Origin of the sequence: Agrobacterium sp. 33MFTa1.1 (genome assembly GCF_004328495.1) — a bacterium.
GTDB classification, from domain to species: Bacteria; Pseudomonadota; Alphaproteobacteria; order Rhizobiales; family Rhizobiaceae; genus Agrobacterium; species Agrobacterium pusense.
The window spans coordinates 584,565-607,984 of sequence record NZ_CP036359.1; the positions used below are offsets into that span (position 1 = coordinate 584,565).

The window sequence follows — 23,420 nt, forward strand, 5'->3', positions numbered from 1 at the left end:
ACATGCGTATCTTGCAGGTGACATCACTGTTTTCTCCCGACCGCGTAGGAGGCGCGGAGATATTCGTCGAAGACCTTGCCCGGGGTTTGGCCGGGAAAGGACATACAATCGCGGTTGCCGCCATTTCCCGGGAGCGCCAGACCGCAGAATTGCGAGACGGTTTCGCCATTCATCGGCTTGGACATACGACGCCCTTTTTCATTGGGGATTGGGAGCGGCAATCAGAATGGAAACGCAAATATTACAAGGTCGCCGTCCAGATCGATCCCCGGCTGGTGCAGCGGCTGGCGCGCGTCATTGAGGATTTTCGCCCGGATGTGGTCAATACCCATTCCCTCTCGGAACTGACGCCGCTGATCTGGCCGATGATTGGCAGACGCGGTATTCCGCTTGTGCACTCCCTGCATGATTTCACCAGCATGTGCACCAATGGCTCCCTGTTTCACGAAGGGCATATCTGCGATGGCAGGAGCAAAAAATGCCGGGCCTTCTCCTGTCTGCACCGGCGCTGCCAAGGCGCGGTGGATGCTGTCACCGGCGTTGGCAGCGACATTCTGAAACGCCATCTGGAGGCCGGTTTTTTCACGCACGTTCCTGAAAATCGCCGCGCGATAATCTGGAACGCCATCGCACAACCAGAATCGTTGAACCCCCGCAAGGCCCGTGTTGCAGGAGAACCGCTGGTTTTCGGTTATCTCGGACGTATCGAAGAACCCAAGGGCGCCGATCTCCTTATCGGGGCCATGCGGCTCCTGCCCCCGCAAGGTTGGCGAATGACCATGGCCGGTCGAGCGCCCGGCGGCATCGAAACCTATAAGCGAAAGGCATCAGGCCTGCCCGTCGACTTTCCCGGATATGTCGAGGCCGACAGTTTTTTTGCTGGCATAGATTGCCTCGTCGTGCCGCCTTTGTGGCCGGAGGCTTTCGGCAGAACGGTAGCGGAGGCCATTTTGCGCGGCGTCCCTGTCATTGGAGCCAATCTCGCCGGAGTTGCCGAACAGATTGGTCGCGACAGGCCGGACCGCCTTTTTGCGCCAGGTAATGCCAACGAACTTGCCGCCCGTATGATCGAGGCCATGAAAAATCCTGCCGTTCTCACAGAGTTGCCGCAAACCAGAGAGCGGATTTCTCAAGGCGTCGCGCCGGAACGGGTGATTTCCGCGTATGAAAAACTTTATGCTGATCTGCGGCGGCCGATCACGGCATAGTCAGGCCGTCTCGTGGAAAAGCTGCGCATATGTCTCCGCCGCCTTTTCCCAGGAATAAAGGCTGCGGTTTTCGTAACCCGCCTGGCGCAGCGTCTCCGCAAGCGCCGGCTCGCGAAAGAGCCGCTCCAGAGTTGCGACGAGACTATCGGTGTCCGAGGGATCGAAGGTCAGCGCGCCCATACCGGCAATTTCTGGTGTCGCAGAACGATTGGAGCAGACGACCGGGCATCCCAGTTGCTGCGCCTCCAGCACCGGCAGGCAGAAGCCCTCATAAGTGGAAGGCACGCAAAGGCAGGCTGCATGACGATAAAGTTCCGCCAGTTCCCGGTCATCTATGCCTGAAAGCCGGATAAGCCGGGCCTTCAATCCCGGATCGTCAAGCGTGTTGGCGATTTCTTCCGCCTCGTCGCGGCCCACATGGACAATACGCAGGCCCGGCATCGTCGGGCCCAATCGCGCAAAAGCCTTGCCCAGAAGGGCAAAATTCTTGTTCGAGGTCGCGTTTCCAACCGCCAGTATGTAACGCCCCGCGATCGGCGGCGGCGCAGCCGGGGCCCCTGCCTCCAGCTTCAACGTGCTGTCGGAATGAATGGTCACGCTCTTGCGGGCAGCGCCGGGATAAAAACGCGCAAGATCCATTCGCGTCGCGTCGGATACACACGCGATCCGGTGCGAACCGGCCAGCATGAGGCGAAAAATGAAATCGGTGGTCAAGGCCGCCCGCCAGCCAATCTGTTCAGGTATGGTCTTGAAATAGAGATCGTGAACAAGGGTGATCCGACGCCTGCCGCCCAGCGGGCTGCCAAAAGGATCGGCATTAAAAAGCACGTCAATGCCTTCCCGGCGGCAAAGCACCGGCAGCGTCATGGCCTGCCGCAGCACGTCAAGCACCATGATGTGCGGCCGAGCCGTCTCTATCAGCCGCAGGCGGCTGTCGCGCAATTCCGCGGGCAATTGCGCCCGCGTCCAGGGCGAGCGCAGGATATAATCATCATCAGTCTGCTCCAGAAGCCGCTCCAGCAGGCTGAAGGTTACGCGGGCAACGCCGGAAGCTTTCCCGCCATACTGGCTCGGCATGTTCACGAGAATGCGCATTCCAACCTTCCACCCGTTTGGGATTGCCGCCTGTGAGCGGTCGCAGACCGCAGCGTCACGCTACTTCAGACAAAAGCGCGGAGATCGTCCTGCAGGTTTCCTCGAGCGAAAAACGCCGCATCACATCTTCCCGCCCCTTCTTCCCCAGTTTTTCAGCCAACGTCGGGTCCGTCAGGATGCGGCCCAGCGCCGCGGCCAGTGCCGGCGCATCCGCAGGCGGCACAAGCAGGCCGGTTTCACCATCACGGATGATCTCGGTGACCCCACCGCCGCGGGTGGCGACAACCGGTCTTCCGCACATCATGGCCTCCACCACCACACGACCAAACGGTTCGGCAACAACTGAGGTATGGGCAACCGCGTCCATCGCCGCCATCAACTCCGTTACATCCGGGCGAAAACCGAGAAATCGGACACGGGAATCAAGACCGAGACTGGATGCCAGCGTGCGGATGCGGCCTTCGTAAGCCTCCTGCCCAAAAAGCGCGCTGCCGACGATCACGGCCTGGACCCCCTCCATTGCAGCAATCGCCTCAAGGAAAACATGCTGCCCCTTCCATTCGCTCAACCGGCCGAACAATCCGATCAGTGGCTGAGGGCCAAGGCCGAGCTCCCTGCGCAATTGCTGCGCTCTTGCGGGGTCATAAACTGACGCTTTGGCTGGGTCGAAACCGTTATAGACGACGCGGACCTTGTCCTCCTCGCCTCCCGCCTTCACAAAAGCCCTGCCCGTCTCTTGCGAATTGACGGCGACCAGCCTGGCGAAAAGACGCGAGAATGTCAGCGAAGCGCGGCGGTTTGCGGCGCTGAAGGCGGGGTCGGTGACGATATCATGCAGGATCCAGATCAACGGCCGACGACTGAGCTTCGCCGCCAACGCGCAGACAAAAAGCGCCTTTTGCGAATTGGCGCAGATCACGTCATGGTTTTTTGCCTGACGGCTGAGCTGCCAGGCAACGGCCAAAACATCGACGGCCCCTCGCAGCATCGCACCAAACGACGAATCCCGCCGGATCGACAGCATTTTTTCTCCCGCAGACAGCAGAAGAGGCGGCCTGCCGCATTCCGCCAGATCGTCTGCTGCCCCACCGCCACTGAGGAAGCAGGCTCGCCAGGAGCGCGGCCCGGCCTTGACGATATCCGCCAGAAAAAGTTCGGCACCGCCCTTTTCCCCCGTGTGGCTGACGAAAAGCGCCGATGTCATGCCTTGAGCTCCACGGCATGCAGGCACCAGGGATAGCACCACTCCGTCTTGCGGGCATCACCGGGGTCGGGGTCAGAACGACCGCCCCCTCCGTCAGTGGCGGCGGGATATTCGGCGGAGACAGCAATTGAGAAATAACAATACTTGATCGCGCGGAAAAAAAGTGACATTCAAACCTTCGTGTGGACCAAAAATCCGACCCAGATAAAATAAAAAATCTATTTTATTTATATGCTTTAGTTGAAATCGAAGAAAATTCGTGACGTGCAGTTTTATTGCGATTCAGCGTCCGGCTCCCTGTGTTTTTCCCCGGGCCTCACCGCGAGGTTATTCTCAAGGGGCAGACAAGGAGACCGAAATGATGCTGCTCGAAGACAAGATATGCATATATATGACCGGAACGGAAGAGGTGCCGGCATGATCGGCGTATCGCTCGGCATTTCCCAACAAAACCGCACGGCGATGGCGGGATCAGTCGATGCGTTCTCCCCCCTGCGGGCCCGTCTTGTTGCGGGCAAGAACGCCACGATCTTTGTGAATGGCGACAGCACCGCCCATGCGGACGACGGGCCATTCCAGCAATTCGCCATCATGCTTGGCGGCCTGCATGATATAAAGGTCGTGCTTCACCGCTGGGCGGAATGGCAGACCCATGCCGCGACGGGTCCCAAGGCCTATGCCGAACCGGTTATATTGCGCGCCGGCACGGGCGCGACGCTGACTGTCTATCTTGCCACACTGCCGGTTGGCAGGCCGGGCTACATGCTTGCCGAACAGCGCATGGCGGCGCTGCAAATTCCACGCCCCGACCTTTGCATCATGCATCACGGATATAATATGCAGAGCTTCGAAACGCCCGGCGGCATTCGAAGCCCCGGAAGGGCTGCCCTGCTTGGGCCGCTGGGCATGACCGAATGGCATTGGCCGGGCGCTGCGCAGCTCATCACCACCCAAAACCCCTGGAAGGATGGAACGGGCTACGACAAGGTCTATCACACCATACTGGACGTCGCCCGGGCGCACCCGAACCTGACGCTGGTGGACACCCATGCGGCATTTATCGCAAACGGCAAGGACGCCACGCTTTACAACGACAATATTCATCCCAGCAGCACAGGTTCGGCGCTCATCGCCAGAACCTTGTTCGCCGCCTATCTGGCGTCAGCGCCGAATAGCGGCTTCGAAACCCCCTGCTGGCCAAAACTATCCGCCACCAACCTGATCGCCAACGGCGATTTCACCGAATGGTCCGGGCCCGCTCCTTCAGGCTGGTCCCTTGCAGAGTCAGCCTCCGCCACCAAGAGCACGGAGGTCACCTTCTCCCCCTCTTTCGCCTATAGCCTCGCATTGCGAGCGAATGGCAGCGAGTTCAGCGGGCTTTTCCATTATTTCCGCAACGAAGAAGCGGCCGCGATGATCGGCAAGACTCTCTCCTTTGCGGTGCTCTATAAGAACAGCGCAGGACAACGCAGCCCGTTCGTGGAGTTGGTTGCAAAAAGTGGTGGCGACCTCAGGACAATTATTTGCGCCGCCTTGCAATTTCGTGACTCCGGGGTTCTCGACAATAGCGGTTGGATGTGGGCAACAGCCAGCGGTGTCAGTTTAGACGCCGATATCGACCAGGCCGGATACGGCCTTTATCTACGCGTACTTCCCGCCTTTGGTTATAGCGCACCCAGCTCTGATGCGCCGCTTTACGTTCAAAGGATAGTTGCGGTGGAAGGAGATCTTCCGAAAGGCAATCTAAGCGCATGAGACATCGACAAAATGACTTGCGCGCTAGCCCTATCAAGACCATTATGTCGCGTCTCTTCGTATCGTCGCGGAGGCGACGCCCTCACCATCAGACAATTTCAGTGTCCGCAGCAGATGATAGAGGCCGCGAATGACAAGCCAGCCATATAGTGCGGCATCAGATCAACCCTCGCTCCCGGGGTTCGTTCTCGCGATGCCCCTTTATCCTTCAAAAATCATCGATATTCCCGCCGCCGTGCTGGCAACCTTCGTGTTTTCGATTGGCTTTTTCATCCAATGTAACATCGTGACAAGCAACATTGGGCTGCGCTTCCTCAACATTAGCGATATGTTGGTGCTAATGACGTTGCCGGCTATCGTCCTTCTGTATATTCGATGCCTAACTCCTTCCATCATTTTACTTTATCTGTTTCCGCTTACCACCTTATTTGGACTCACTGCTCTTTTCGCGGACGCGCGTGGAGACGGAGAGTTTTATCCCACCGCCCTAACTTACTTTTACGCTGTCTATTTTCTCTTCTTCATCTACATGGTGTTGAAGGAAAACCTTTTGGCTTTATTTTGCTGTGGCAGCTTTGCAGGATTTATAGCGGTCACTATCCTTCTTTTTCTCGATGTCACCATCCACGACAGGCTTGCTGCGCTCGGGCTGTCCTTCCAATTTGACGAAGCCGCAGTACTGGAAGCGGCGGCCAAAGGCGAGATGAGCGCGATGTTTTTGCGCATAGAAAAAGCTGGCGGTATTTGGTCTGCGGGCAACATGGCTGGGCCAGCCTTCGCGCTCGCTGGCGCGGCAGCTGCCTATCTTGCCGAGCGCTACCGTCGCCCATTCGTCTTTGCTATATTTTTGGCGATATATCTGGCCAGCTTTACGCTAACGCTTAACAGATCGGGCGTCTTTGCTGTTTTGGCTATCGGAGCCTACTACTACCTGCGGAATTTTTCGATCCGAATGCTTTTCAGCACCTATTTTGGCATTGCTTTTTCGGCACTTGTCATTGCAGCCGTTTTACCTTTCGGCGCCCTCAATTTCGTGGAGCAAGCTTTTTCCAAACGCTTTCTGGAAGACAATCGTAGCACCGACAACGCCCACGAGCGGTGGACTACCATAACGGGTGGCTTTGAGGTAATGCTCAACCACCCCCTAGGTATTGGGTTTAGAGCAAGGGATCAAGAATTGTCTGGAATATCAGGTATCGGCACCCCCCATAATGGTTTTCTTGCCACCGCCTATACTTCAGGCATTGGTTTTTGCCTTTTAAGCGCATTTGCACTTGTCTATACTATCTTCCGAACACGAAAAGTTGGGTTTTTTGCCTATTCGGCAATTGGGGTGGTAGTGGGCTACCAGTTCGAGGAACTGAATTCGAATCCTGTTTTTATGGCGCACGTTGGGATGGCGCTTGCATATGCTTTTACTGATCTCGATTTCAGGCTTTTTTTAAAAAATGCGGTGATGCGTAAAACAAACCTTTCCGGGGTTTATAGCACACACGGCCTCGGCTAATATTGCGAGTTTGCGAAGGCGGAAAGAGCCAGAGCCAACGTAGATTCGAAATTTCAATGGCACGCATCATAATATAACTATAAATAGCATTATATATTTAATCAATTATTAATCAGAGAATAAAATGACAGAAAAAATTAGGCTTAATAATATAGATCAATTACGGGGCGTTGCCGCACTATCTGTAATTTTTTATCACCTGTCAGCGCACTCGCTCATAAATCGCGATGACATCATCCAAAATTCGTGGGCAGACACTATATTCAGAAACCTCATTGCCGGAGAGTATTTAAATTTTGGGCGATTTGGAGTTATTTTATTCTTTTTAATAAGTGGATACGTCGTACCTTTCAGCTTCCCGAAGCAAAATCCGGTCGCGGGATTTATTATAAGCCGTGTTTTTAGACTATACCCTTTGTTCTGGGCATCCCTCACTGCTACACTGCTTCTTCGTTTATACGCAGGAAACCAAGTTTCGGCATATGACATTGTAGCAAATATCACGATGATCCCGGATTTCTTGGCATCTCACAGGGTCCTGGATGTTTACTGGACCTTGGCTTACGAGTTTCTGTTTTACGCCAGCATCGTTGTCATATATATATTCGTCGGTCCGTTGAATTTGTTGATCACACGACAGGCAGCTATATTATGTGCTTGTCTATCCATAGCAATTTCGATCTTGCAAATGTTGGGGCAATCGGTAGGTGCCGGGGATAAAATTATCCTTCTCGGATTTATGTTTCTGGGTGCCTCAATTCGGAAAACACAGATCGATCAGGGCCATATTATCGATCACTGGATTAAGCTGATCGTCGCCCTGCTTTTAGGCGGAATTATTCTTCGGGGATATATTCATTACGTACTATTTCTATACGGAACAGATACGAGGTTTGAAAATTTCAACTCGATTATTATTACTCATACTGCAGCAACTATTGCCTTCCTAGGCACACTGGCTTGGTTGAATAAATTTGAGCTTCCATCTCTCACCTACATGGGGATCGTAAGTTATTCTCTCTACATCACTCATCCAATATTAATGGAGATGGTTACAGTTTTTGGGTGGGAGGACAGATTGATTAAGAGTGGGGCGTATATTCCTGGCTTATCTATAGCCACCATTGCGCTCAGCATCGGTACCTATCACTTTATAGAACAACCATTCATCCGAATGGGAAAAAGCGTGCGGCAGCACGTATTGAATACGCGGAGTTAAGTATCGCCTAGCGATCGTTCATTATCGGAACCAGAGGATATTCCGGAAATGAGATCGACCTACTCCCCTCCGTCCGGAACGGAACATACCCCTCATTTCTGGCCCTAACAGGAAGCTTTTCGCGCTGTTAGGCTGTTGTTCAGGAGGAGGGAGGAAGCGACGCAAACGGACAGGAGAAGGCTTATGGCCAGAACAGTTGTGAATGCGCTTGGAGACACACTCTACTATAGCGGCAGTTCCACCGGATTTTTCTCCGCCACGGGCTCCGGCCCGCTTCTTGCCGGTACGGCCGGCAATGATTCCATGTGGGGTGACAGTTCCGTCAATGTGACAATGGCGGGCGGCACCGGGGACGATATTTATTATCTTTATTCCAGCATCAATCGCGCCGTCGAAAATGCCGGAGAGGGTATCGATACGATCGACACCTGGATGAGCTATACACTTCCCGAAAATTTTGAAAACTTGCGGGTCACCGGCGATGGCCGTTATGCCTTCGGCAATTCGCTCGACAATATCATCACCGGCGGATCTGGCAGCCAGACGATTGACGGCGGTGCCGGCAATGATGTGTTGATTGGCGGCGGCGGTGCGGATACGTTCGTATTCACGAGCGGCAATGGCACCGATCTCATCATGGATTTCAGCGCCAATGACACGATCCGCCTCAATGGCTACGGCATTACCTCCTTCGAGCAGCTTGCAAGCAATGCCACGCAGCAGGGCAATGATCTGTGGCTGAATTTCTCGAATGGCGAAGCCGTTGTTTTGGCCGGAACGACCATAGACGATATCCAGCCCGATCAGTTCGAGCTCAGCCTCGACCGGTCATCCCTGACACAAACCTTTGCAGACGAGTTTGATACGCTGTCACTGCGCAACGGTGATCAGGGAACCTGGGATGCCAAATATTGGTGGGCACCGGAGAAGGGCAGTTCCCTGACGACGAATGGCGAGGCGCAGTGGTATATCAACCCGGCATATACCGGGACGTCGGAGGTAGACCCGTTCAGCGTCAGAAACGGCGTCCTGACCATAACGGCTGCCGAGACCCCGCAATCGATCGCCGACGAGGTCGAGGGATATGATTACACCTCCGGGATGCTGAACACCTATTCCTCCTTCAGCCAGACCTATGGATATTTTGAAATTCGCGCCGATATGCCGACCGATCGTGGTGCCTGGCCGGCCTTCTGGCTTCTGCCGGAAGACGGGTCGTGGCCGCCGGAACTGGACGTGATCGAAATGCGCGGCCAAAATCCCAATACGCTCATCATGTCCACACATTCGAATGCGACCGGCGAACAGACTTCTGTCATCAACAATGTCAGCGTGCCGAGCACGGAGGGGTTTCACACATACGGCGTGTTGTGGGATGCCGAACACATCACCTGGTATTTCGATGATGTCGCCGTTGCGCAAACGGATACGCCTGACGATATGCATGATCCGATGTATATGGTCGTCAATCTTGCCGTCGGCGGCATGGCGGGAACACCCTCGGCAGGTGATTTCAGCGACGGTTCGCAAATGATGATCGACTACATCAGGGCCTATTCGCTCTCCGACTGGGCAGCGTGAACCGAATGCCGGCAGCCGCGTCCGCAACTGCCGGCATCTCCGGCGTCAGCCGATCGCGGCCGCGCGCAATTCGGTTTCCTCACTCTGCTGCGAGCAGTGTCCGTTCGGCGTTAAGCGTCATCAGACGCCGCGCCGTTTCGAGGCTTGCGGGCTGCTCGGCCCGATAGCGACGGCCGATTTCCATCATCAGAACGGTGTCAGGCAGGAAGGTCAGTTCGGAGAAGATGCTCTCCCATTCAATGTCGCCCCAGCCGAGCGGCATATGCAGATCGCCGATGCCGAGCGCTGTGTTTTCCTGCGGAAAATAGGGCTGGTAGAAACCCTGCGGCCGGCCGAAGGAATCGTGGACATGGAGATGACCGGCGACCGGCGCCATGGCACGAAGCTGTTCACGGAAGTCCAGGCCACGATAAGTGGATTCGAGATATGCATGGCTGAAGTCGATCAGCGCCACGACATTGTCGTGGCCGACAGCCTTAACGGTCGCTGCCACCTCAGCCGGTGTCTGGCGGTATTGGCCGGGTTCGGTGGTGAAGATATTTTCGAGCGCAATCCGCACACCATAGGGCCGGCAGAATTCCGCGAGTTCGAAAAGCGCGTTGCGTTCACGATGATCGGCCTCTGCCCGCTCGGCGATCTGGTCAGCGCGCAGCGCGCCGCCATGCTGAACAAGAATACCCGCACCGATGCGGTCACAGAGAACGGCAAGCGCCTTCGCGGCATCGATCTGGTAGCGGCAGGTCACCGGATCCATGAAGTTGGATGAAACCAGGCCGTGCACCGTGTAACGGAAATCAAACTGCCTTGCGAGCGACACGAGACGGTCCGCGCGCTCCTCGATGATACGGCCGCCGGCAATCACGTCGAGGCTGGTGGCGGCGATTTCGACGGTGTCGCAGCCAATATCGGCAAGGGCACGCAAATCGTTTTCAAGCGTGGCGAACTCGCCATCGTCCGAGCCGGCGTTAAAACCGGTACCAATAAGATTGCTCACTTCGTCATCTCCAGAGCTAAGAAAGTCATGCGAATTCGCGCGACCCGCGCAGCGCGTCATGCCGCATCGAAAGATCAGGCCGGCCAGCACAGACATGGTCTGTCTCGGCCGAAGCGACGTGATAAGAAAAGTCCGTGCCCGCCGGCGAGGCCAACGGGTGGACTGTGGTGATGCGTCTCCATCGAGACCGATCACTCAATTAGGTTTGTTCATTTACAGCTTTATGACATTCCGCTGTGCGAAGTCCGCAAATCGACGTGGCGGAAGCGGCGCTACAGGGCTGCGGAGGAGCCGGACTGGATGTCCACTCAGTTTCGGGGGGTGCGACAGTCTCCAAGTTCCAATGCCCGAATTAGTGGCGGACGATATCGGCGGTTGAGCCCGTTTTTGGGCAGGAGGAGTCAACCGAGATTACGCACCATGAAATAGATCAGCAGACAATGCCCAATCGCAAGCACTGCCCATGCCCATTTCGCGACCCTGATATCGGCGTCGACGACCATGTTGCTGATTTCCGCCCGGCGTCCCGCTTCTTCCCCCTCGCGCACTTCCGGCGGGCGCGGCGGGAACACCGCCCTGGCCTCCGCCTCTTCCACGACATGAAGCCTGTCTTTATGAGCTTGCGGACGTGATTCCCCCTCGGCGCGCTCCGTCGAAAACGCACGGCTGTCGGAAGCGCTATTCACCGCCAGAAGCTGCGATGACACCCGCCTGTTACGCACGTTACCTTGATTGGGCATCATAATTTTCCACACAATAAAAATAAAAATATGCACCGGTATTCCCCGACCAAGCCTGAGCTCTGCCAGGTGAATCTACCGAACCCCCTCTGCCCGCGCGCCGCGTTCTCCCCTGAACGCGAAGCACCCCGCAATCAGCGCGCCGCGCCCGCGGGAAAACTCCGCCCGCCCGGGTGAGGTTTCGCCTCCCGCTGGATCAGGAAAACTGATTTTTCCACCGGCAGCGGCTCCACCGTCCGGTAACGCTGAAAACGTCTGGAATATTCGAACCGGATGAGCCTGTCGTCGAATTTACCCGCCAGAACGCGATAGCCGTTGACCACCTCGTTCAGGATTTCCAGTTCCTCTCCCCACAGCCAGCCGCCATAGAAAGTGCCTTCGTTCGAACGCAGCACGATCTCGAAGAAGTGTCCGCCCGCCACGGCAGGCATGCGGAAGAGAATGTCGAGATTGTCCTCATCCTGATCATCGCATTTTTCCGCCGACAGCCTTGCATGCGCGACCTTCGCGTGAACCAGCGCCGAGACCGGATAAAACGGGCGGCCCTTGAACCACATGAATTCACTAACTGCGTATCCGACGTCATCGGCGCGCTGGTAAGGCTCAATACGCGGCTCGAATGCCATGTAGCTTCCGTTGAACGCTATCACTTTCGATGATCCCCGATACCTGTCGCCTGCCGGTTCCGCCCGTCATTCACGCTTCTGTTTGCGACAATAGGCAGGCGGCGTCACACCAGCGTCAAATCGAATGCTATGATGACTTTCAATTTCCCGGGCACGTTGTTAGATGGTGATTCAAGGGGGACGAAAGTGGCTGGGAACGATGAACTGATAGCGATCCGGCTTTTTGGCACCCCGCGCTGTGAAGCGGTGCGGGAAGCTTTTTTTCCGTCCAAGGGTTTTGCCCTCACGGCCGCCCTGATCCTTGCTCCCAACCAGTCCCTGTCCCGCCAGCACCTCGCATCACTGCTGTGGGAAGATGTCGAGCAAAAAAGGGCGCTGGGCAACTTGCGGCAGCTCATTCTGCGCCTTCAGAAACTCTTCGGCGACGACGAGGCCATTCTGCTGACGGAAGGGAATGATCTGAAGGCCGGAAAGCTGGCGCAGCGCACCGACCTCGCGCTTTTTCTCGCCGATGCGAGAGCCGAAGACCCGATGCGGCGGCTGAAGGCCCTTCTGGAGTTCGGCGGCGACCTTCTGGACGGACTGGATGCCGGCCAGGACCATCTCTACCTCTGGCTGCTTTCAGAGCGTCGCCGTCTCAAGGACCTGTTTTTTTCGAGCTACACGCAGCTTCTGGAGGAGCTGACCCGCTTCGGTCGCGCCAGCTCGAATGATATCGCCAGACTTTCCGAGCGCGCGCGCAATATCGAGCCGGAGCGCGAAGAAACCTATCGTGCCGCCATGGCCTCCTATGCGCGGATCGGCAATATCAGCGGTTGCGAGAGCATGTACCAGCTGTTGCTGGAACAGCTCCGCCAGGAGGGACGCCCGCCGGAAGCCGAAACCGTCGCGCTGAGGCGGCGAATACAAAGCCTCACCGCGACGATCGCGACCCCCGCCGAGCCGGAGGAAAGCAGTCGCCGGCAATCGCTGGCAAAACCGCGCTTGGCTTTCGGCCGGCCGGCGCGGGTGGACGGGCTATCCGTTTCACCGGTGATGCAGGCCTTTGTCGAAGACGTCGCAAACAGCCTTGTGCGGTATCGGACCTTCACCGTCCTTTCACCGCACAGTACCTTTGCGCTCTCGCATGACCGGGCGGATGACGGATATGCGATGTTGCGGGCCGATTATCGCATCATGTCGACAGTTTTTGACGATGCCCGCATGTCCGTGGCGCTGATCGAGGAAACGACCGGTGAAATCGTCTGGTCGCTGGAGGCGGTGCTGACCGAAAGGCACATCCACGCGGCCTTCCGGCTGCTGTCCAAACAGGTGGCTGCTGCGCTTGCGCGGGAGATCGAGCGGCTTCAGGTGGAACCCGACCGTAACCACAGTGGCGAGGCTTACCGGCAATTGCTGGAGGGCCAGCAGCTTCTGCGCGGCAAATGCGACCTGCCGCTCCTGCGCAGGGCCCGCTCGATGTTCCGCAAGGCTGTCGATCTCGATCACGGAATGGCGGTCGCCCGCGCCCGCGTTGCGCAAAGTCTGCAACTGGAGTGGCTGATGCTGGGCGGTAATGACCCTCACCTGCTGCACCGCGCCAAGGCCGAGGCTGACGCCTCTGTGGAGATTGATCCGGCCCTCGGCGTCGGCCACTGGATGTGCGCGGTGGTGGCGCTTTATCAGCGGGATTTCGACATGTCCGCCGAGAAATTCTTCGAGGCGGAAGCGCTCGCCCCAAACTCAGCCGACCTGCTTCTCCAGCATGCCGATGCGCTCGCCCATTTCGGTGAGGCGGAAGTCGCGTGGGAAAAATTTCAGCAGGCCATCGACCTCAACCCGCTCGCCCCCGATATTTACTGGTGGGCTGGCGCCAGCATCGCGTTCAAGCGAGAAGATTATGGGGCCGCGGTGGAACTCTGCGGTCGCATGGAAGACGATGAGCCCGCGCTGCGAGTTCTGACCGCAAGTCACGCGCTCCACGGTGATCTGGCCGCCGCCCGGGAAGCCGGCAGCAGGCTACAGGAAAACTATCCGGGCATGACGGCAAGGGAGATCAGCAGCCTGTCTCCGGACCGCGACCCGGTAGCAAACGAGAAATTTTATCAAGCGCTTCGTTTAGCCGGAATCAAATAGGAGAGAATATGTCGTCGCATTTCTTTATCGTCGGGAAAAAGGGTTTTGGCGTTCTGTTCATTCGCACCACGCCGCTCCGGGTTGCTTCGGTATCGCACGAAACCATCACCGCCTACGAGGCGAGCCACCCCGGCGTGGATGGTTACGCCCGCGTGGCTGCAGCAGCCAAGGCCATGCTTGTCCGCCAGGACGGCCAACCTGAAGCCGAGCTGGACCAGGTCCAGATTCAAGGCATCGAGGCGCTTGTCTCAGGCGGCGCCGTCGTGTCCGAAGCCGATTTCGCCTTCATCGGTGAAGTGGTCGATGCCGGCTGGGATTTCAACCGCATGGTGCTGACGCCGATCGAAGCGGCACTGAAGGCAGTCGGGCCCGCGGGTTCGATCACCGGCGAATTGTTCGACGCGATCCTTGCCGACGACCCGAACGCCGCGCCCTGATGGCGATTGTGAAGCCTTGACCGCTCAAGGTCCTTCCATGTCAGCGACAACGGACAAAGGTGATGCAGACGCTTCCATCTTCGATCCCGAGCTGCTCCGGCGGTTCGGGATTACCCGTGTCGGCGACGTGACCGGCCTCGATATTGTCGGCGTACCCGTCTGGTTTGCGGTTCGCCCCAATTCGCGCGGTTTATCGGTATCACAGGGCAAGGGACTGGTTCCGGCCCAGGCGAGGCTCTCTGCCGTGATGGAGGCGCTCGAAGGCGCGGTTGCCGAGGATACCCGCAGACACACGGCCGCTTTCGGCTCAATCCAGGATATGCGCGACAGGGGTTTTCCCTTAATCCCCTTCGAGAGCGTTGGCAGGGTCGATATGGACATGCTCGACCCCCAGCGTGAACGCGCGTGGGTGAAGGGAACATCGGTTCGTCGGCAGCAGGAGATCTACGCTCCCTTTGAGCTGATCGGTATGGATTTTCGAGCGGATTTCCCCTGGGACCGGCAAGCCTTTCTCATGAGTTCGCAGGGCCTCGCAGCCGGTTTCAATCATGACCACGCCGTCCTCCATGCCCTGCAGGAATTGATCGAAAACGACGCCTGCTTTCTCGTGGACGCTTTCGAAACCCGCGCCGTCAGCCCCAGACCGATCCTGTTCCCACCGGGCGTCGAAACATCATTCGACAGGCTTGTCCGGCATCTTTCGGACATCGGTCTGCCGCCCTCCTTCTTTGACATGACAAATGCGCTCGGCGTGCCGGTGGTGATGGCAAGCCTGCCGCGGTCGCTTCAAGCGCAGGATGGGCCGGCGACCCGCAGCGCTGCCGGGGCGGCCTGCCGTCCCGACGTTTACGACGCCGCGCTTGCTGCGCTACTGGAGGCGGTCCAGTCGCGGTTGACGGATATTAGTGGTGCCCGCGACGATCTCTCCCCGCTTCGTTATCGGCGTGACGGGGTTGCTTCCAAGCCCGTGGCCCCTGGGGCAAATCAGGCAGAACAGGCGCCGGGCAGTCTCGACTTATCGCGTTTCGAAACCTCTTTGCCGCCATGGCGCCAGCTTGCGGAACACCTTTTTGCGCGTGGCATCGACGATGTCCATGTTTTTACGCTGGAAACGGGCCTTTCCGGGCTGCACGTCGTGCGCGTCCTGGCAAGCGGGCTGGCCCCGCTCAGCCGCGGAATGCAACGCCTATCGCAACGAACGCTCGAGGGTTTTCTGAAGGCCGGGGGGACGACATGAGACCGGTGGTTTTCGCGGGCCCATCCATCCACGGCATTGCCGGCCAGTTCGCCGGCCTTGATCTTCGCGGCCCGGCGGCATGCGGCGATATTCTCGATGCGGTCGGTCAAGGCATCAAGGCCATTGGGCTGATCGATGGGCTTTATGGCGATTGCGCCGCCGTCTGGCACAAGGAAATCCTTTACGCGCTTTCAGCAGGCGTCACCGTTTTCGGTGCCGCCAGCATGGGCGCGCTGCGCGCGGCGGAATGCGCCGCCTTTGGCATGATCGGCATTGGTCACGTCTTCGAAGACTATCGGGATGGACGGCGTTTTTCCGATGCCGATGTGGCCGTGAACCACGCCCCAAGAGAGCTCGGTTATAGCCCGCTCACTGTCGCGCTGGTTGATGCCGAAGCAACGCTCGCGGCGTGCGGAACCTCCTTCGGGCCCGCAGAGCGGAACGCCCTGTTGCATGCCGCCCGCTCTCTGCATTTCACCCGCAGAACCTGGCGCTCTGTCACCACGGAGGCCGGTCTCGAAGCCGAGGCGGCAAATCTTCTCGCCGCTCATGCTGTTTCCGTCAAACGGAACGACGCCGCCCTGCTTCTGGCCACACTGAACGGCGGCGCGTTACCGACCCCGCCACCGCCAGGCTGGAAATTCCAGAATACTCTCTTCTTCCAGCAATTGGCGTCCGGACGGACCGCGGGAGGTCCACGCGGTGACCACTGATCGGCCTTCGCCTCTGATAGCCGATTGCGGCGGCCTCATTGAGACGATCGCGCTCTCGCTGCCCGCCGCTTGGTTTGCCGACGCCGGGATCGGCTTTACCGTTTCATCTCTTGCTCCCATCGGTAACCTGCTTTTGACCCTGCCGCGAAATGTCGCGGTTCTTCTGCTGGTTGATCGTCCGTGCCTTGCAGCCGCGCGGAGTTGGCTCGATCGTCTCGCTGTCACGTGCCAGGTGGACTTGGTGACGCTTGATGAACCCGGCACCGTTCCGCACCCGTGGATACAGGATATGTTCCATGTCCGGCTGCGCGCAGACGCCCTGACACCGGAATTGGTCTCAAGCGGGGAGAGTGCTATAAGCCAGGCGCTTGCAGCCCGTTTAGGCTTCGCGACCGCAATCTCCGATGTCGTCTTGCCCGGCGGCAACCAACTTGTCGGCCCGGATTACCGGCTGGTCGGCCACGCCAGCCTGCAGGGCGGCGCAGAATGCGCGCGAAGCGCGCCGGCCACCCTTTCACGTCGTTGGCTGCGGATCGAGGCTCTTGACGCACGGGCCGTCTTCAGCTTCGGCTATAGGCCGGAAGACCTCGGCGAAACAGCCCAACCCGACCTTTCGCAGACGGGGTCCGGACCGGCAATGGCCGCCAGGAACATCCACCAGTGCGGTTTCCACGTCGATCAGTTCGTTTCGATAACCGGACTTCGGCGCGACGGGCGACCGCTTCTGCTCGTCGCCGATCCGGAAGCCGGTGACATGCGCTACCCCCGTGCCGCCGAGGAGCTGAAACGGAAGCTGGACGCTTCTGCTCTTTCACTCGCGCGCCAGGGTTTCGCCATCCTGCGAAATCCCGTGCCGGTTTTGCCTACCATCGACACCAACAAATGCCTGCCGAGGCTTTACAACAACGTCCTCCTTGAAAACGTGACGCGCAACGGCGAGACCCAGCCGTTGGTCTGGGTTCCGCAGTTCGGCGATCTGGAACTGCTCACGAACTTCGATGCGGAAAATCGGCGCATATGGGAAAGCCTCGGCTTTCGTGCGATCGGCGTTTTGGGATTCAGTCATCTTGCAAGCCGCAACGGGGCGTTGCGCTGCGCTACAAAGGTTATAATGCGGGGCCTCTGACAATCGATTCCAGATGAAAAACCCTGTTCTTTTGGCAATAAAGGTTCATAATACCCGTGGAAATTGTGTTGAATGTATACCTTCGACAATATTAATTGACGATCATCGAATTTAGCCCTCACAGCCGGAGGAATTTGTAATGCAAGCGAAACTACCCAGCCCGATCGATGTGCATGTGGGCGCGCAAATCAGAATGCGCCGCAAGTCGCTCGGCATGAGCCAGAGCGCGCTGGCCGGGCGATTGGGCATCACCTTTCAGCAGGTGCAGAAATACGAAAAAGGCGCCAATCGCGTCGGCGCATCACGCCTGCAGGCCATAGCATCCATCCTCGGTGTGGAGGTCAGCTCGCTATTCGCCAATGCCACGCCCGACGGCGGAGAAGCCAATCCGGCCCTCGGCTCGATCAACGCCATGCAGACATTTGTCGCCTCTAACGAAGGTTTTTCGCTCAACCAGGCCTTTTCGCGCATCAGGAGCGCCGCCGTGCGCAAGAGCATTGTTGCCCTCGTCACATCATTGGCAGCTTCCGAAGCCATTGAAAATGCTGGCACCGCGGAAACCAAGAACGACGATTGACGCAGGTGTGACGCTCGCGTGACGCTCGATGTGGTCGAAAATGAACAACGCGGTATCACGCGTTCTCATACTGTCGACTGTCGAGAGGGAATCATGGTCACGCCTACCACAGCAGTACTTGAACAGGACGATGCAGACGAGATTCTGGCGCTTGGGCGGATGGTTTCCTACCTATGCCAGCGGTCGAAATCTCTGGAACTCGGCATGTCGACCTATTTCCTGGAAATGGCCTTGTTGTCGCTCGCCCAGGACATCAATCAGCACGGCCTGCCGCTCACAGCCGCGGAGGCGAATGGGGGTGGTTTCGCTCCGGCCGACCTGCATTGAACGGGCGGCCGGCGTAATCTGCAGGATTGAGCGCCTCCATCTCGATCTCCGGTCATGAGGCGTCGGTCCGCTTTTTCCCCTGCCGCTCCGGCGCGGCCGGTCCGTCGGCAGCGCTTCCGGTTTTCTGCAAATCCAATGACAAAGGCCCGGCTTACCACCGGGCCTTTGTCATCAACAAGCGCTGCGAAAGGAAGTCCGAAGCCGCTTCGGATTTGCGCGTCTTCGGACGGAATATTCGACAGTCAGGATACGACCGCGCCGGGGCCTGCCACGGCACCCGCAGGCACCTTGCCCAGAATGATCATCCCGAGCACTTCGTCCTTGGTCACATCCTGGGTGCGGGCATGGCCCACCACCTTGCCGTTTTTCATCACGAACACACGATCGGCGAGATCGAAAACGTCGTGAATATCGTGGCTGATGAGAAAGATGCCGATGCCCTGCCGTTTCAGCTCCTTGACGAGATCGCCGACCTGCGCGGTCTCCTGCGGACCGAGCGCCGCCGTCGGCTCGTCCATGATAAGGATGCGGGCGTCAAAGAGAATGGCACGGGCAATGGCAACGGACTGCCGCTGGCCGCCGGACAGCGCCTTTACCGGCTCCTTGAACCGCCGAAAATTCGGGTTGAGACGTCCCATGACCTCACGCGCGGAGGCTTCCATGGCGACATCGTCCAGCGTGCCCCATTTCGTCTTCAGCTCGCGGCCGAGATAAAGATTGGCTGCCGCATCGACATTGTCGGCCACGGCAAGCGTCTGGTAGATGGTCTCGATGCCATATTTCTTGGCGTCACGGGGATTGCGGATATCCGCCTCTTCGCCATTGATGAGGATATCGCCGCTATCGCGCCGATAGGCGCCTGAGAGGATCTTGATCAGGGTCGATTTGCCTGCGCCGTTATGGCCGAGAAGGGCGACAACCTCGCCGGGGAAAAGATCGACAGAGGCGTTTTCCACCGCGTGGATGCCGCCGAAGGAAATGGAAATATTGCGCATTTCCACGAGGGGCGTGACTTGGTCCGTCATAAGAGTTCTCCTCGGTTCTTACTTGGCGCGGGCGCGATAGATGGTGTCGAGCCAGACGGCGACGACCAGAACCACACCGACGACGATGCGCTGGAAGGGCGTATCGATGCCCACCAGCACCATGCCGGATTGCAGCGACTGCATGACGAGCGCGCCGAGCATCGCACCCGCTATGGTTCCGACGCCGCCGGCAAGCGAGGTGCCGCCGATGACGGCTGCCGCGATGGTGTAGAGCTCATCGAGCTCACCCTGGGCATTGGTAGCGGCATTGAGGCGAGCGGTTGAAATCGCCGCGGCGATGGCGCACAGAACCCCCATCAGCGTGAAGATCTTCACCGTGACCCAGCGGGTCTTGATGCCGGCAAGTTCGGCAGCTTCCGGGTTGCCGCCGATGGCGAAGACATACCGTCCGAAACGAAGCCGTGTGGCGATAAAGGTCATGACCGCACCGACGGCGAGCGCCATCAAAACGGGAATGGCGATGCCGTGCGGAATGAACAGGCCGCCATCCGGCCAGGCGATGCCGTTGGCATCGGCATAGTTGCGGGCAATGTTGACCGGCCATGGGTAGCTGTTGACGACGGCCACGAAACCGATGACGACAAGGCATCCGAGCGCGGCCAGAAAATACTCCGCCCAGACGGGCCGTAGCGGAAAGCCGAAACGTCGGCGCTGATGACGTGAATTCAGGATTGCCGCCACAATGGCGACGCAGGCGACGGCCGCGGCTATCCAGCTCCATGTCGCACCGATCGAGCCGCTGGTGCCGCCCCCCATCAGGCGGAAGGTGGAATCCATCGGCGCCACCGTGCGGCCGCTGGTGATGAACCACGTGCCGCCGCGCCAGACGAGCAGGCCACCGAGCGTGACGATGAAGGAGGGCACGTTGAGGAAGGCGATGATGGAACCCTGCAACATGCCGATCGCGCCGCCGACGAGAATGCCGACCGCAAGCGTGACAATCCATGTGGCCCAATGTTCGAAGCCAAGGATCTGCGGCAGGATTTCCGCCTGCATGACACCCATGATCATACCCGAAAAACCGAGGATGGAACCCACCGAGAGATCGATGTTGCGGGTGACGATGACGAGGACCATGCCGGTTGCCATAACGGCCACGGACGCGGTCTGCACGGAAAGGTTCCAGAGATTTCGCGGCGTCAGGAACAGGCCGCCGGACAGGATATGAAATCCGATCCAGATCAGAAGAAGTGCGCCGACCATCCCGAGCAGGCGGGTATCGAGTTCCGTGGCGCTGATGAAGCGCGCAATCGAGCCGGTCTTTTCCGTCTTGGCGGACGCTGTGGAATTGGATTGGGTCATATCGGCCATGAACTGCCGGTGCTCCTCACATCTTAAAGGGCGCCGCGCCATGAACCATGGCGCGGCACCCGAACCGGGACATATTCGATCAGTCGCAGGCCTTGACGGACCCGGCCTTCACGCCCTGGCAGGCGGTTTCCTTCTTGATCCAGCCCGCATCGATAACGACGTTCAGATTGTCCTTGGTGATGGCGATCGGCTTGAGGAACACCGACTGCATCGTCACCTTCTTCGGACCTCCGTCAAAAGCGGTGACGCCCTTGATCTCCGTCATCTTCTTGCCACCGGCCAGTTCCAGCGCGATGCCGGCGGCTTCCTTGCCGAGTTCGCGGCTGTCCTTCCAGACTGAGACGGTCTGTGTGCCGAGCGCGACGCGGTTCAGCGCGGCGAAATCGGCATCCTGCCCGGAAACCGGGACCGACCCCGCCAAGCCCTGCGCGGCGAGCGCGGCGATTGCGCCACCGGCCGTGCCGTCATTCGAGGCGACGACCGCATCGACCTTGTTGTTGTTCTTGGTCAGGAACTGTTCCATGTTCTTCTGGGCATTTTCCGGCTTCCAGCCATCGGTATAGGCTTCGCCGACATTCTTGATCTTGCCGCCGTCAATCGCCGCCTTCAGCACTTCCTGCTGGCCCGCAAAGAGGAAATCCGCGTTCGGATCGGAAGATGAGCCCTTGATGAAAACATAATTGCCTTCCGGCTTCACCTTGAAGACTTCGGCTGCCTGCAGACGACCGACTTCCTTGTTGTCGAAGGTGATGTAGAAGGCGTTCTTGTTTTCGATCAGGCGGTCATAACCGACAACCGGAATACCCTCAGCAACCGCCTTTTCAACAGCCGGGCCGATGGCGTCGCTGTCCTGCGCCAGGATGATCAGCGCGTTGGCGCCCTGGGAAATCAACGATTCCACATCAGTCAGCTGCTTGGCCGCGGATGACTGCGCATCGGCGGAGATATACTTTGCGCCTGCCTTGTCGAGGGCTGCCTTGATGGCCGCCTCATCGGTCTTCCAGCGCTCTTCCTGAAAATTCGACCAGGATACGCCGACGACGAGGTCAGCCGCAATAGCGGCCGTATGCAGGGAAACGAGTACGGCTGTACCCGCCAGAAGCTTGGCAAATGAATTCATGATGTCCTCCCGGTAAGAGCGCTGCCCCACACCTCCATGCGGGGAAAACGCCTGAAAAAGCTGCCGGTCGCTGTGGTTTCACAATTTTCTCGACAGTCGAGAAAATTAATGTCAGAGATTCCCCATGCTGTCAACAACGGCTGCGGGCAGCATCCGGGTGCCTTGATCTTGTCCAGCACATGCGCCATGGACAGGTCTAGCACGACAGGAAAAAGGCCGTTCAGGGAGCATGCCCCAGCCCATGTCCGCCATTGCAAGCACGGAACTGGTGCGCCAGAAAAACAGCCTGTCGGTGATGGCCGCACTGCGCCTGCACGGCAGTCTCTCCCATACGGACATGTCGACTTTCACCGGGCTTGCTTCAGCAACCGTTTCCGCCATCACCACCGAGCTTGAGCGGGCGGGCCTCATATTACGGAAAGAACAGCTCGCAACCGCCGGTCGGGGCCGGCCGCGCATTCTCTTCGGGCCACGCGGGGCTTTCTGTCACGTCGCCATCGTCATCATTTCTTCAGATAGCGTGCAATATTCGCTGGTCGATTATGCCGGCAAGCTGGTGGACCGCTTTACCGAACAGAGGATCGCCGCTGAAAAAGGCACGTTCGGCGGCGCGATCCTTGGCGGCCTTGCACGGCTTGCCGACCGCTCACGCATCGACAGTCATGATATTATCCAGGTCTCGATCAGCAGCAAGGGGCTGGTGGATGCGGGCGCGGCAACGCTTCTCTGGTCTCCGGTTCTCGGCGACGAAAAGATAGATTTCCAGCAGCTTGTTTCGCAAGACGGGCGCACCCGCGTGACGTTGAACAACGAGACGCTGCTGGCCGCAAAAGCCATCTGGATGGGAGAGCATGCGAAGGGCAATCCCGCGCCGGATGCCCTTGTTACCCTGTCGCTCGGCCATAGTATTGGCCTTGGCGTCGCCCGTGCAACGGGCGGCACGATCGAGGTTAGCGCCCCCAACTTCGGACATATGCTGCATCTGGCCGACGGCGCCTTGTGCCGCTGCGGCACCAAGGGCTGCATCGAGGCTTATTCCGGCTTCTACGCCATCCTGCGCTCGGCTTTCGAGGCCCCACCGCAGGCCGAACCTGCGAAGTTCGTGCCGATAGCCGAGGTGGACAAGATCGCCGCTTCAGCCCGCGCCGGGGGACGCATGGCGCGGTTTGCGTTCCGCACCGCTGGGCTGGCGCTCGGCAACGGCCTTTCACGCCTCTTCAGCCTGCATGGTCATATGCCGGTTTTCATCACCGGCCCCGGCACACGTTATTTCGACCTCCTGGAGAGCGGCCTGCGCGACGGGCTGGCGCAATCGCAAGCGGTGCGTTTCGGCGGCATGCCGGAAATTGCAATAGCACCGAACGAACCGGAACTGGTGTTCGAAGGGCATATGGAACACGCTCTTTCGGCCGCCGATGACTATATACTGAGTGCAGAAAGCTTTCCGAAACCGGCGAGGAACTCCACAGCCTGACACTAGCG

22 protein-coding genes are annotated in these 23,420 nt (G+C 58.4%); 13 read left to right on the forward strand and 9 right to left on the reverse strand.

Annotated features, from left to right (window positions below):
- Positions 1–2 precede the first annotated feature (2 nt).
- On the forward strand, positions 3–1,208 hold the full coding sequence (locus EYD00_RS16500; protein ID WP_034497156.1) for a glycosyltransferase family 4 protein: 1,206 nt from the start codon (positions 3–5) through the stop codon (positions 1,206–1,208).
- Here the strand turns inward: EYD00_RS16500 and EYD00_RS16505 are convergent, their stop codons facing one another.
- From EYD00_RS16505 to EYD00_RS25940, 3 genes are read right to left on the reverse strand one after another with little or no spacing between them, the layout of a single operon-like run.
- A complete protein-coding gene (locus EYD00_RS16505; RefSeq protein ID WP_034497158.1) occupies positions 1,209–2,303 on the reverse strand; it encodes a glycosyltransferase family 4 protein in 1,095 nt (364 codons plus the stop codon).
- Between the two features lie 55 nt (positions 2,304–2,358).
- Complete coding sequence (locus EYD00_RS16510; protein ID WP_034497160.1) at positions 2,359–3,507, reverse strand: glycosyltransferase family 4 protein; 1,149 nt, start codon at positions 3,505–3,507, stop codon at positions 2,359–2,361.
- Entirely contained in the window at positions 3,504–3,677 is a 174-nt protein-coding gene (locus EYD00_RS25940) for a hypothetical protein (protein WP_156510768.1), read from the reverse strand. The genes EYD00_RS16510 and EYD00_RS25940 overlap by 4 nt, the downstream gene beginning before the upstream one ends.
- A 247-nt stretch (positions 3,678–3,924) precedes the next feature.
- Here EYD00_RS25940 and EYD00_RS16515 point away from each other — a divergent pair, with 247 nt between their 5' ends.
- From EYD00_RS16515 to eglC, 4 genes are all read left to right on the forward strand, one after another.
- The gene (locus EYD00_RS16515) at positions 3,925–5,262 is read left to right on the forward strand and encodes an SGNH/GDSL hydrolase family protein (protein ID WP_034497163.1); all 1,338 of its coding nucleotides are present in this window, start codon (positions 3,925–3,927) and stop codon (positions 5,260–5,262) included.
- Between the two features lie 130 nt (positions 5,263–5,392).
- Positions 5,393–6,769, forward strand: coding sequence for an O-antigen ligase family protein (locus tag EYD00_RS16520; protein ID WP_034497166.1), 1,377 nt, complete (start codon positions 5,393–5,395; stop codon positions 6,767–6,769).
- A 124-nt stretch (positions 6,770–6,893) separates the two neighbouring features.
- Positions 6,894–7,988 (forward strand): acyltransferase family protein, encoded by a 1,095-nt coding sequence (locus tag EYD00_RS16525; protein WP_051674175.1) that lies wholly within the window; start codon positions 6,894–6,896, stop codon positions 7,986–7,988.
- 183 nt (positions 7,989–8,171) lie between these two features.
- Positions 8,172–9,569 carry an endo-1,3-1,4-beta-glycanase EglC gene (gene eglC, locus EYD00_RS16530; protein WP_034497169.1) on the forward strand — a complete coding sequence of 466 codons (1,398 nt, stop codon included), beginning with the start codon at positions 8,172–8,174 and terminating at the stop codon, positions 9,567–9,569.
- 79 nt (positions 9,570–9,648) lie between these two features.
- Here the strand turns inward: eglC and EYD00_RS16535 are convergent, their stop codons facing one another.
- From EYD00_RS16535 to EYD00_RS16545, 3 genes are all read right to left on the reverse strand, one after another.
- Positions 9,649–10,563 carry a TIM barrel protein gene (locus tag EYD00_RS16535; protein WP_034497622.1) on the reverse strand — a complete coding sequence of 305 codons (915 nt, stop codon included), beginning with the start codon at positions 10,561–10,563 and terminating at the stop codon, positions 9,649–9,651.
- Positions 10,564–10,964: 401 nt separating this feature from the next.
- Entirely contained in the window at positions 10,965–11,339 is a 375-nt protein-coding gene (locus EYD00_RS16540; protein ID WP_244465096.1) for a hypothetical protein, read from the reverse strand.
- A gap of 98 nt (positions 11,340–11,437) precedes the next feature.
- Positions 11,438–11,929, reverse strand: coding sequence for a hypothetical protein (locus EYD00_RS16545; protein ID WP_004445587.1), 492 nt, complete (start codon positions 11,927–11,929; stop codon positions 11,438–11,440).
- 132 nt (positions 11,930–12,061) lie between these two features.
- Here EYD00_RS16545 and EYD00_RS16550 point away from each other — a divergent pair, with 132 nt between their 5' ends.
- From EYD00_RS16550 to EYD00_RS16580, 7 genes are all read left to right on the forward strand, one after another.
- Positions 12,062–14,044: an AfsR/SARP family transcriptional regulator gene (locus tag EYD00_RS16550; protein ID WP_193604416.1), complete on the forward strand. Its 1,983-nt coding sequence runs from the start codon at positions 12,062–12,064 to the stop codon at positions 14,042–14,044.
- Positions 14,045–14,052: 8 nt separating this feature from the next.
- Positions 14,053–14,481 (forward strand): hypothetical protein, encoded by a 429-nt coding sequence (locus tag EYD00_RS16555; protein WP_004445589.1) that lies wholly within the window; start codon positions 14,053–14,055, stop codon positions 14,479–14,481.
- A 37-nt stretch (positions 14,482–14,518) separates the two neighbouring features.
- Positions 14,519–15,718: a YcaO-like family protein gene (locus EYD00_RS16560; RefSeq protein ID WP_034497175.1), complete on the forward strand. Its 1,200-nt coding sequence runs from the start codon at positions 14,519–14,521 to the stop codon at positions 15,716–15,718.
- Entirely contained in the window at positions 15,715–16,431 is a 717-nt protein-coding gene (locus EYD00_RS16565) for a TfuA-like protein (protein WP_034497177.1), read from the forward strand. The genes EYD00_RS16560 and EYD00_RS16565 overlap by 4 nt, the downstream gene beginning before the upstream one ends.
- Positions 16,421–17,557: a hypothetical protein gene (locus EYD00_RS16570; RefSeq protein ID WP_034497180.1), complete on the forward strand. Its 1,137-nt coding sequence runs from the start codon at positions 16,421–16,423 to the stop codon at positions 17,555–17,557. Before EYD00_RS16565 ends, EYD00_RS16570 begins: the two co-directional genes overlap by 11 nt.
- A gap of 139 nt (positions 17,558–17,696) precedes the next feature.
- The gene (locus tag EYD00_RS16575) at positions 17,697–18,134 is read left to right on the forward strand and encodes a helix-turn-helix domain-containing protein (RefSeq protein ID WP_006697702.1); all 438 of its coding nucleotides are present in this window, start codon (positions 17,697–17,699) and stop codon (positions 18,132–18,134) included.
- A gap of 93 nt (positions 18,135–18,227) precedes the next feature.
- Positions 18,228–18,461, forward strand: coding sequence for a hypothetical protein (locus EYD00_RS16580; RefSeq protein ID WP_004445594.1), 234 nt, complete (start codon positions 18,228–18,230; stop codon positions 18,459–18,461).
- Between the two features lie 242 nt (positions 18,462–18,703).
- Here EYD00_RS16580 and EYD00_RS16585 read toward each other — a convergent pair whose 3' ends face one another.
- From EYD00_RS16585 to xylF, 3 genes are all read right to left on the reverse strand, one after another.
- The gene (locus tag EYD00_RS16585) at positions 18,704–19,486 is read right to left on the reverse strand and encodes an ATP-binding cassette domain-containing protein (protein WP_004445595.1); all 783 of its coding nucleotides are present in this window, start codon (positions 19,484–19,486) and stop codon (positions 18,704–18,706) included.
- 18 nt (positions 19,487–19,504) lie between these two features.
- The gene (locus EYD00_RS16590; protein ID WP_004445596.1) at positions 19,505–20,818 is read right to left on the reverse strand and encodes a sugar ABC transporter permease; all 1,314 of its coding nucleotides are present in this window, start codon (positions 20,816–20,818) and stop codon (positions 19,505–19,507) included.
- A gap of 79 nt (positions 20,819–20,897) precedes the next feature.
- Positions 20,898–21,938 carry a D-xylose ABC transporter substrate-binding protein gene (gene xylF / locus EYD00_RS16595; protein ID WP_004445598.1) on the reverse strand — a complete coding sequence of 347 codons (1,041 nt, stop codon included), beginning with the start codon at positions 21,936–21,938 and terminating at the stop codon, positions 20,898–20,900.
- A 241-nt stretch (positions 21,939–22,179) separates the two neighbouring features.
- On the opposite strand from xylF, the gene EYD00_RS16600 reads away from it, so the two are divergent.
- A complete protein-coding gene (locus tag EYD00_RS16600; protein ID WP_034497184.1) occupies positions 22,180–23,412 on the forward strand; it encodes an ROK family transcriptional regulator in 1,233 nt (410 codons plus the stop codon).
- The last annotated feature ends 8 nt before the right edge of the window (positions 23,413–23,420 follow it).

Bases quoted from the DNA above. Each gene is read 5' to 3' on its own strand.
- EYD00_RS16500 (WP_034497156.1), top strand. From the start codon at position 3: ATGCGTATCTTGCAGGTGACATCACTGTTTTCTCCCGACCGCGTAGGA.
- EYD00_RS16505 (WP_034497158.1), bottom strand. From the start codon at position 2,303: ATGCGCATTCTCGTGAACATGCCGAGCCAGTATGGCGGGAAAGCTTCC.
- EYD00_RS16510 (WP_034497160.1), bottom strand. From the start codon at position 3,507: ATGACATCGGCGCTTTTCGTCAGCCACACGGGGGAAAAGGGCGGTGCC.
- EYD00_RS25940 (WP_156510768.1), bottom strand. From the start codon at position 3,677: ATGTCACTTTTTTTCCGCGCGATCAAGTATTGTTATTTCTCAATTGCT.
- EYD00_RS16515 (WP_034497163.1), top strand. From the start codon at position 3,925: ATGATCGGCGTATCGCTCGGCATTTCCCAACAAAACCGCACGGCGATG.
- EYD00_RS16520 (WP_034497166.1), top strand. From the start codon at position 5,393: ATGACAAGCCAGCCATATAGTGCGGCATCAGATCAACCCTCGCTCCCG.
- EYD00_RS16525 (WP_051674175.1), top strand. From the start codon at position 6,894: ATGACAGAAAAAATTAGGCTTAATAATATAGATCAATTACGGGGCGTT.
- eglC (WP_034497169.1), top strand. From the start codon at position 8,172: ATGGCCAGAACAGTTGTGAATGCGCTTGGAGACACACTCTACTATAGC.
- EYD00_RS16545 (WP_004445587.1), bottom strand. From the start codon at position 11,929: ATGGCATTCGAGCCGCGTATTGAGCCTTACCAGCGCGCCGATGACGTC.
- EYD00_RS16550 (WP_193604416.1), top strand. From the start codon at position 12,062: ATGACTTTCAATTTCCCGGGCACGTTGTTAGATGGTGATTCAAGGGGG.
- EYD00_RS16555 (WP_004445589.1), top strand. From the start codon at position 14,053: ATGTCGTCGCATTTCTTTATCGTCGGGAAAAAGGGTTTTGGCGTTCTG.
- EYD00_RS16560 (WP_034497175.1), top strand. From the start codon at position 14,519: ATGTCAGCGACAACGGACAAAGGTGATGCAGACGCTTCCATCTTCGAT.
- EYD00_RS16565 (WP_034497177.1), top strand. From the start codon at position 15,715: ATGAGACCGGTGGTTTTCGCGGGCCCATCCATCCACGGCATTGCCGGC.
- EYD00_RS16575 (WP_006697702.1), top strand. From the start codon at position 17,697: ATGCAAGCGAAACTACCCAGCCCGATCGATGTGCATGTGGGCGCGCAA.
- EYD00_RS16580 (WP_004445594.1), top strand. From the start codon at position 18,228: ATGGTCACGCCTACCACAGCAGTACTTGAACAGGACGATGCAGACGAG.
- EYD00_RS16585 (WP_004445595.1), bottom strand. From the start codon at position 19,486: ATGACGGACCAAGTCACGCCCCTCGTGGAAATGCGCAATATTTCCATT.
- EYD00_RS16590 (WP_004445596.1), bottom strand. From the start codon at position 20,818: ATGGCCGATATGACCCAATCCAATTCCACAGCGTCCGCCAAGACGGAA.
- xylF (WP_004445598.1), bottom strand. From the start codon at position 21,938: ATGAATTCATTTGCCAAGCTTCTGGCGGGTACAGCCGTACTCGTTTCC.
- EYD00_RS16600 (WP_034497184.1), top strand. From the start codon at position 22,180: ATGTCCGCCATTGCAAGCACGGAACTGGTGCGCCAGAAAAACAGCCTG.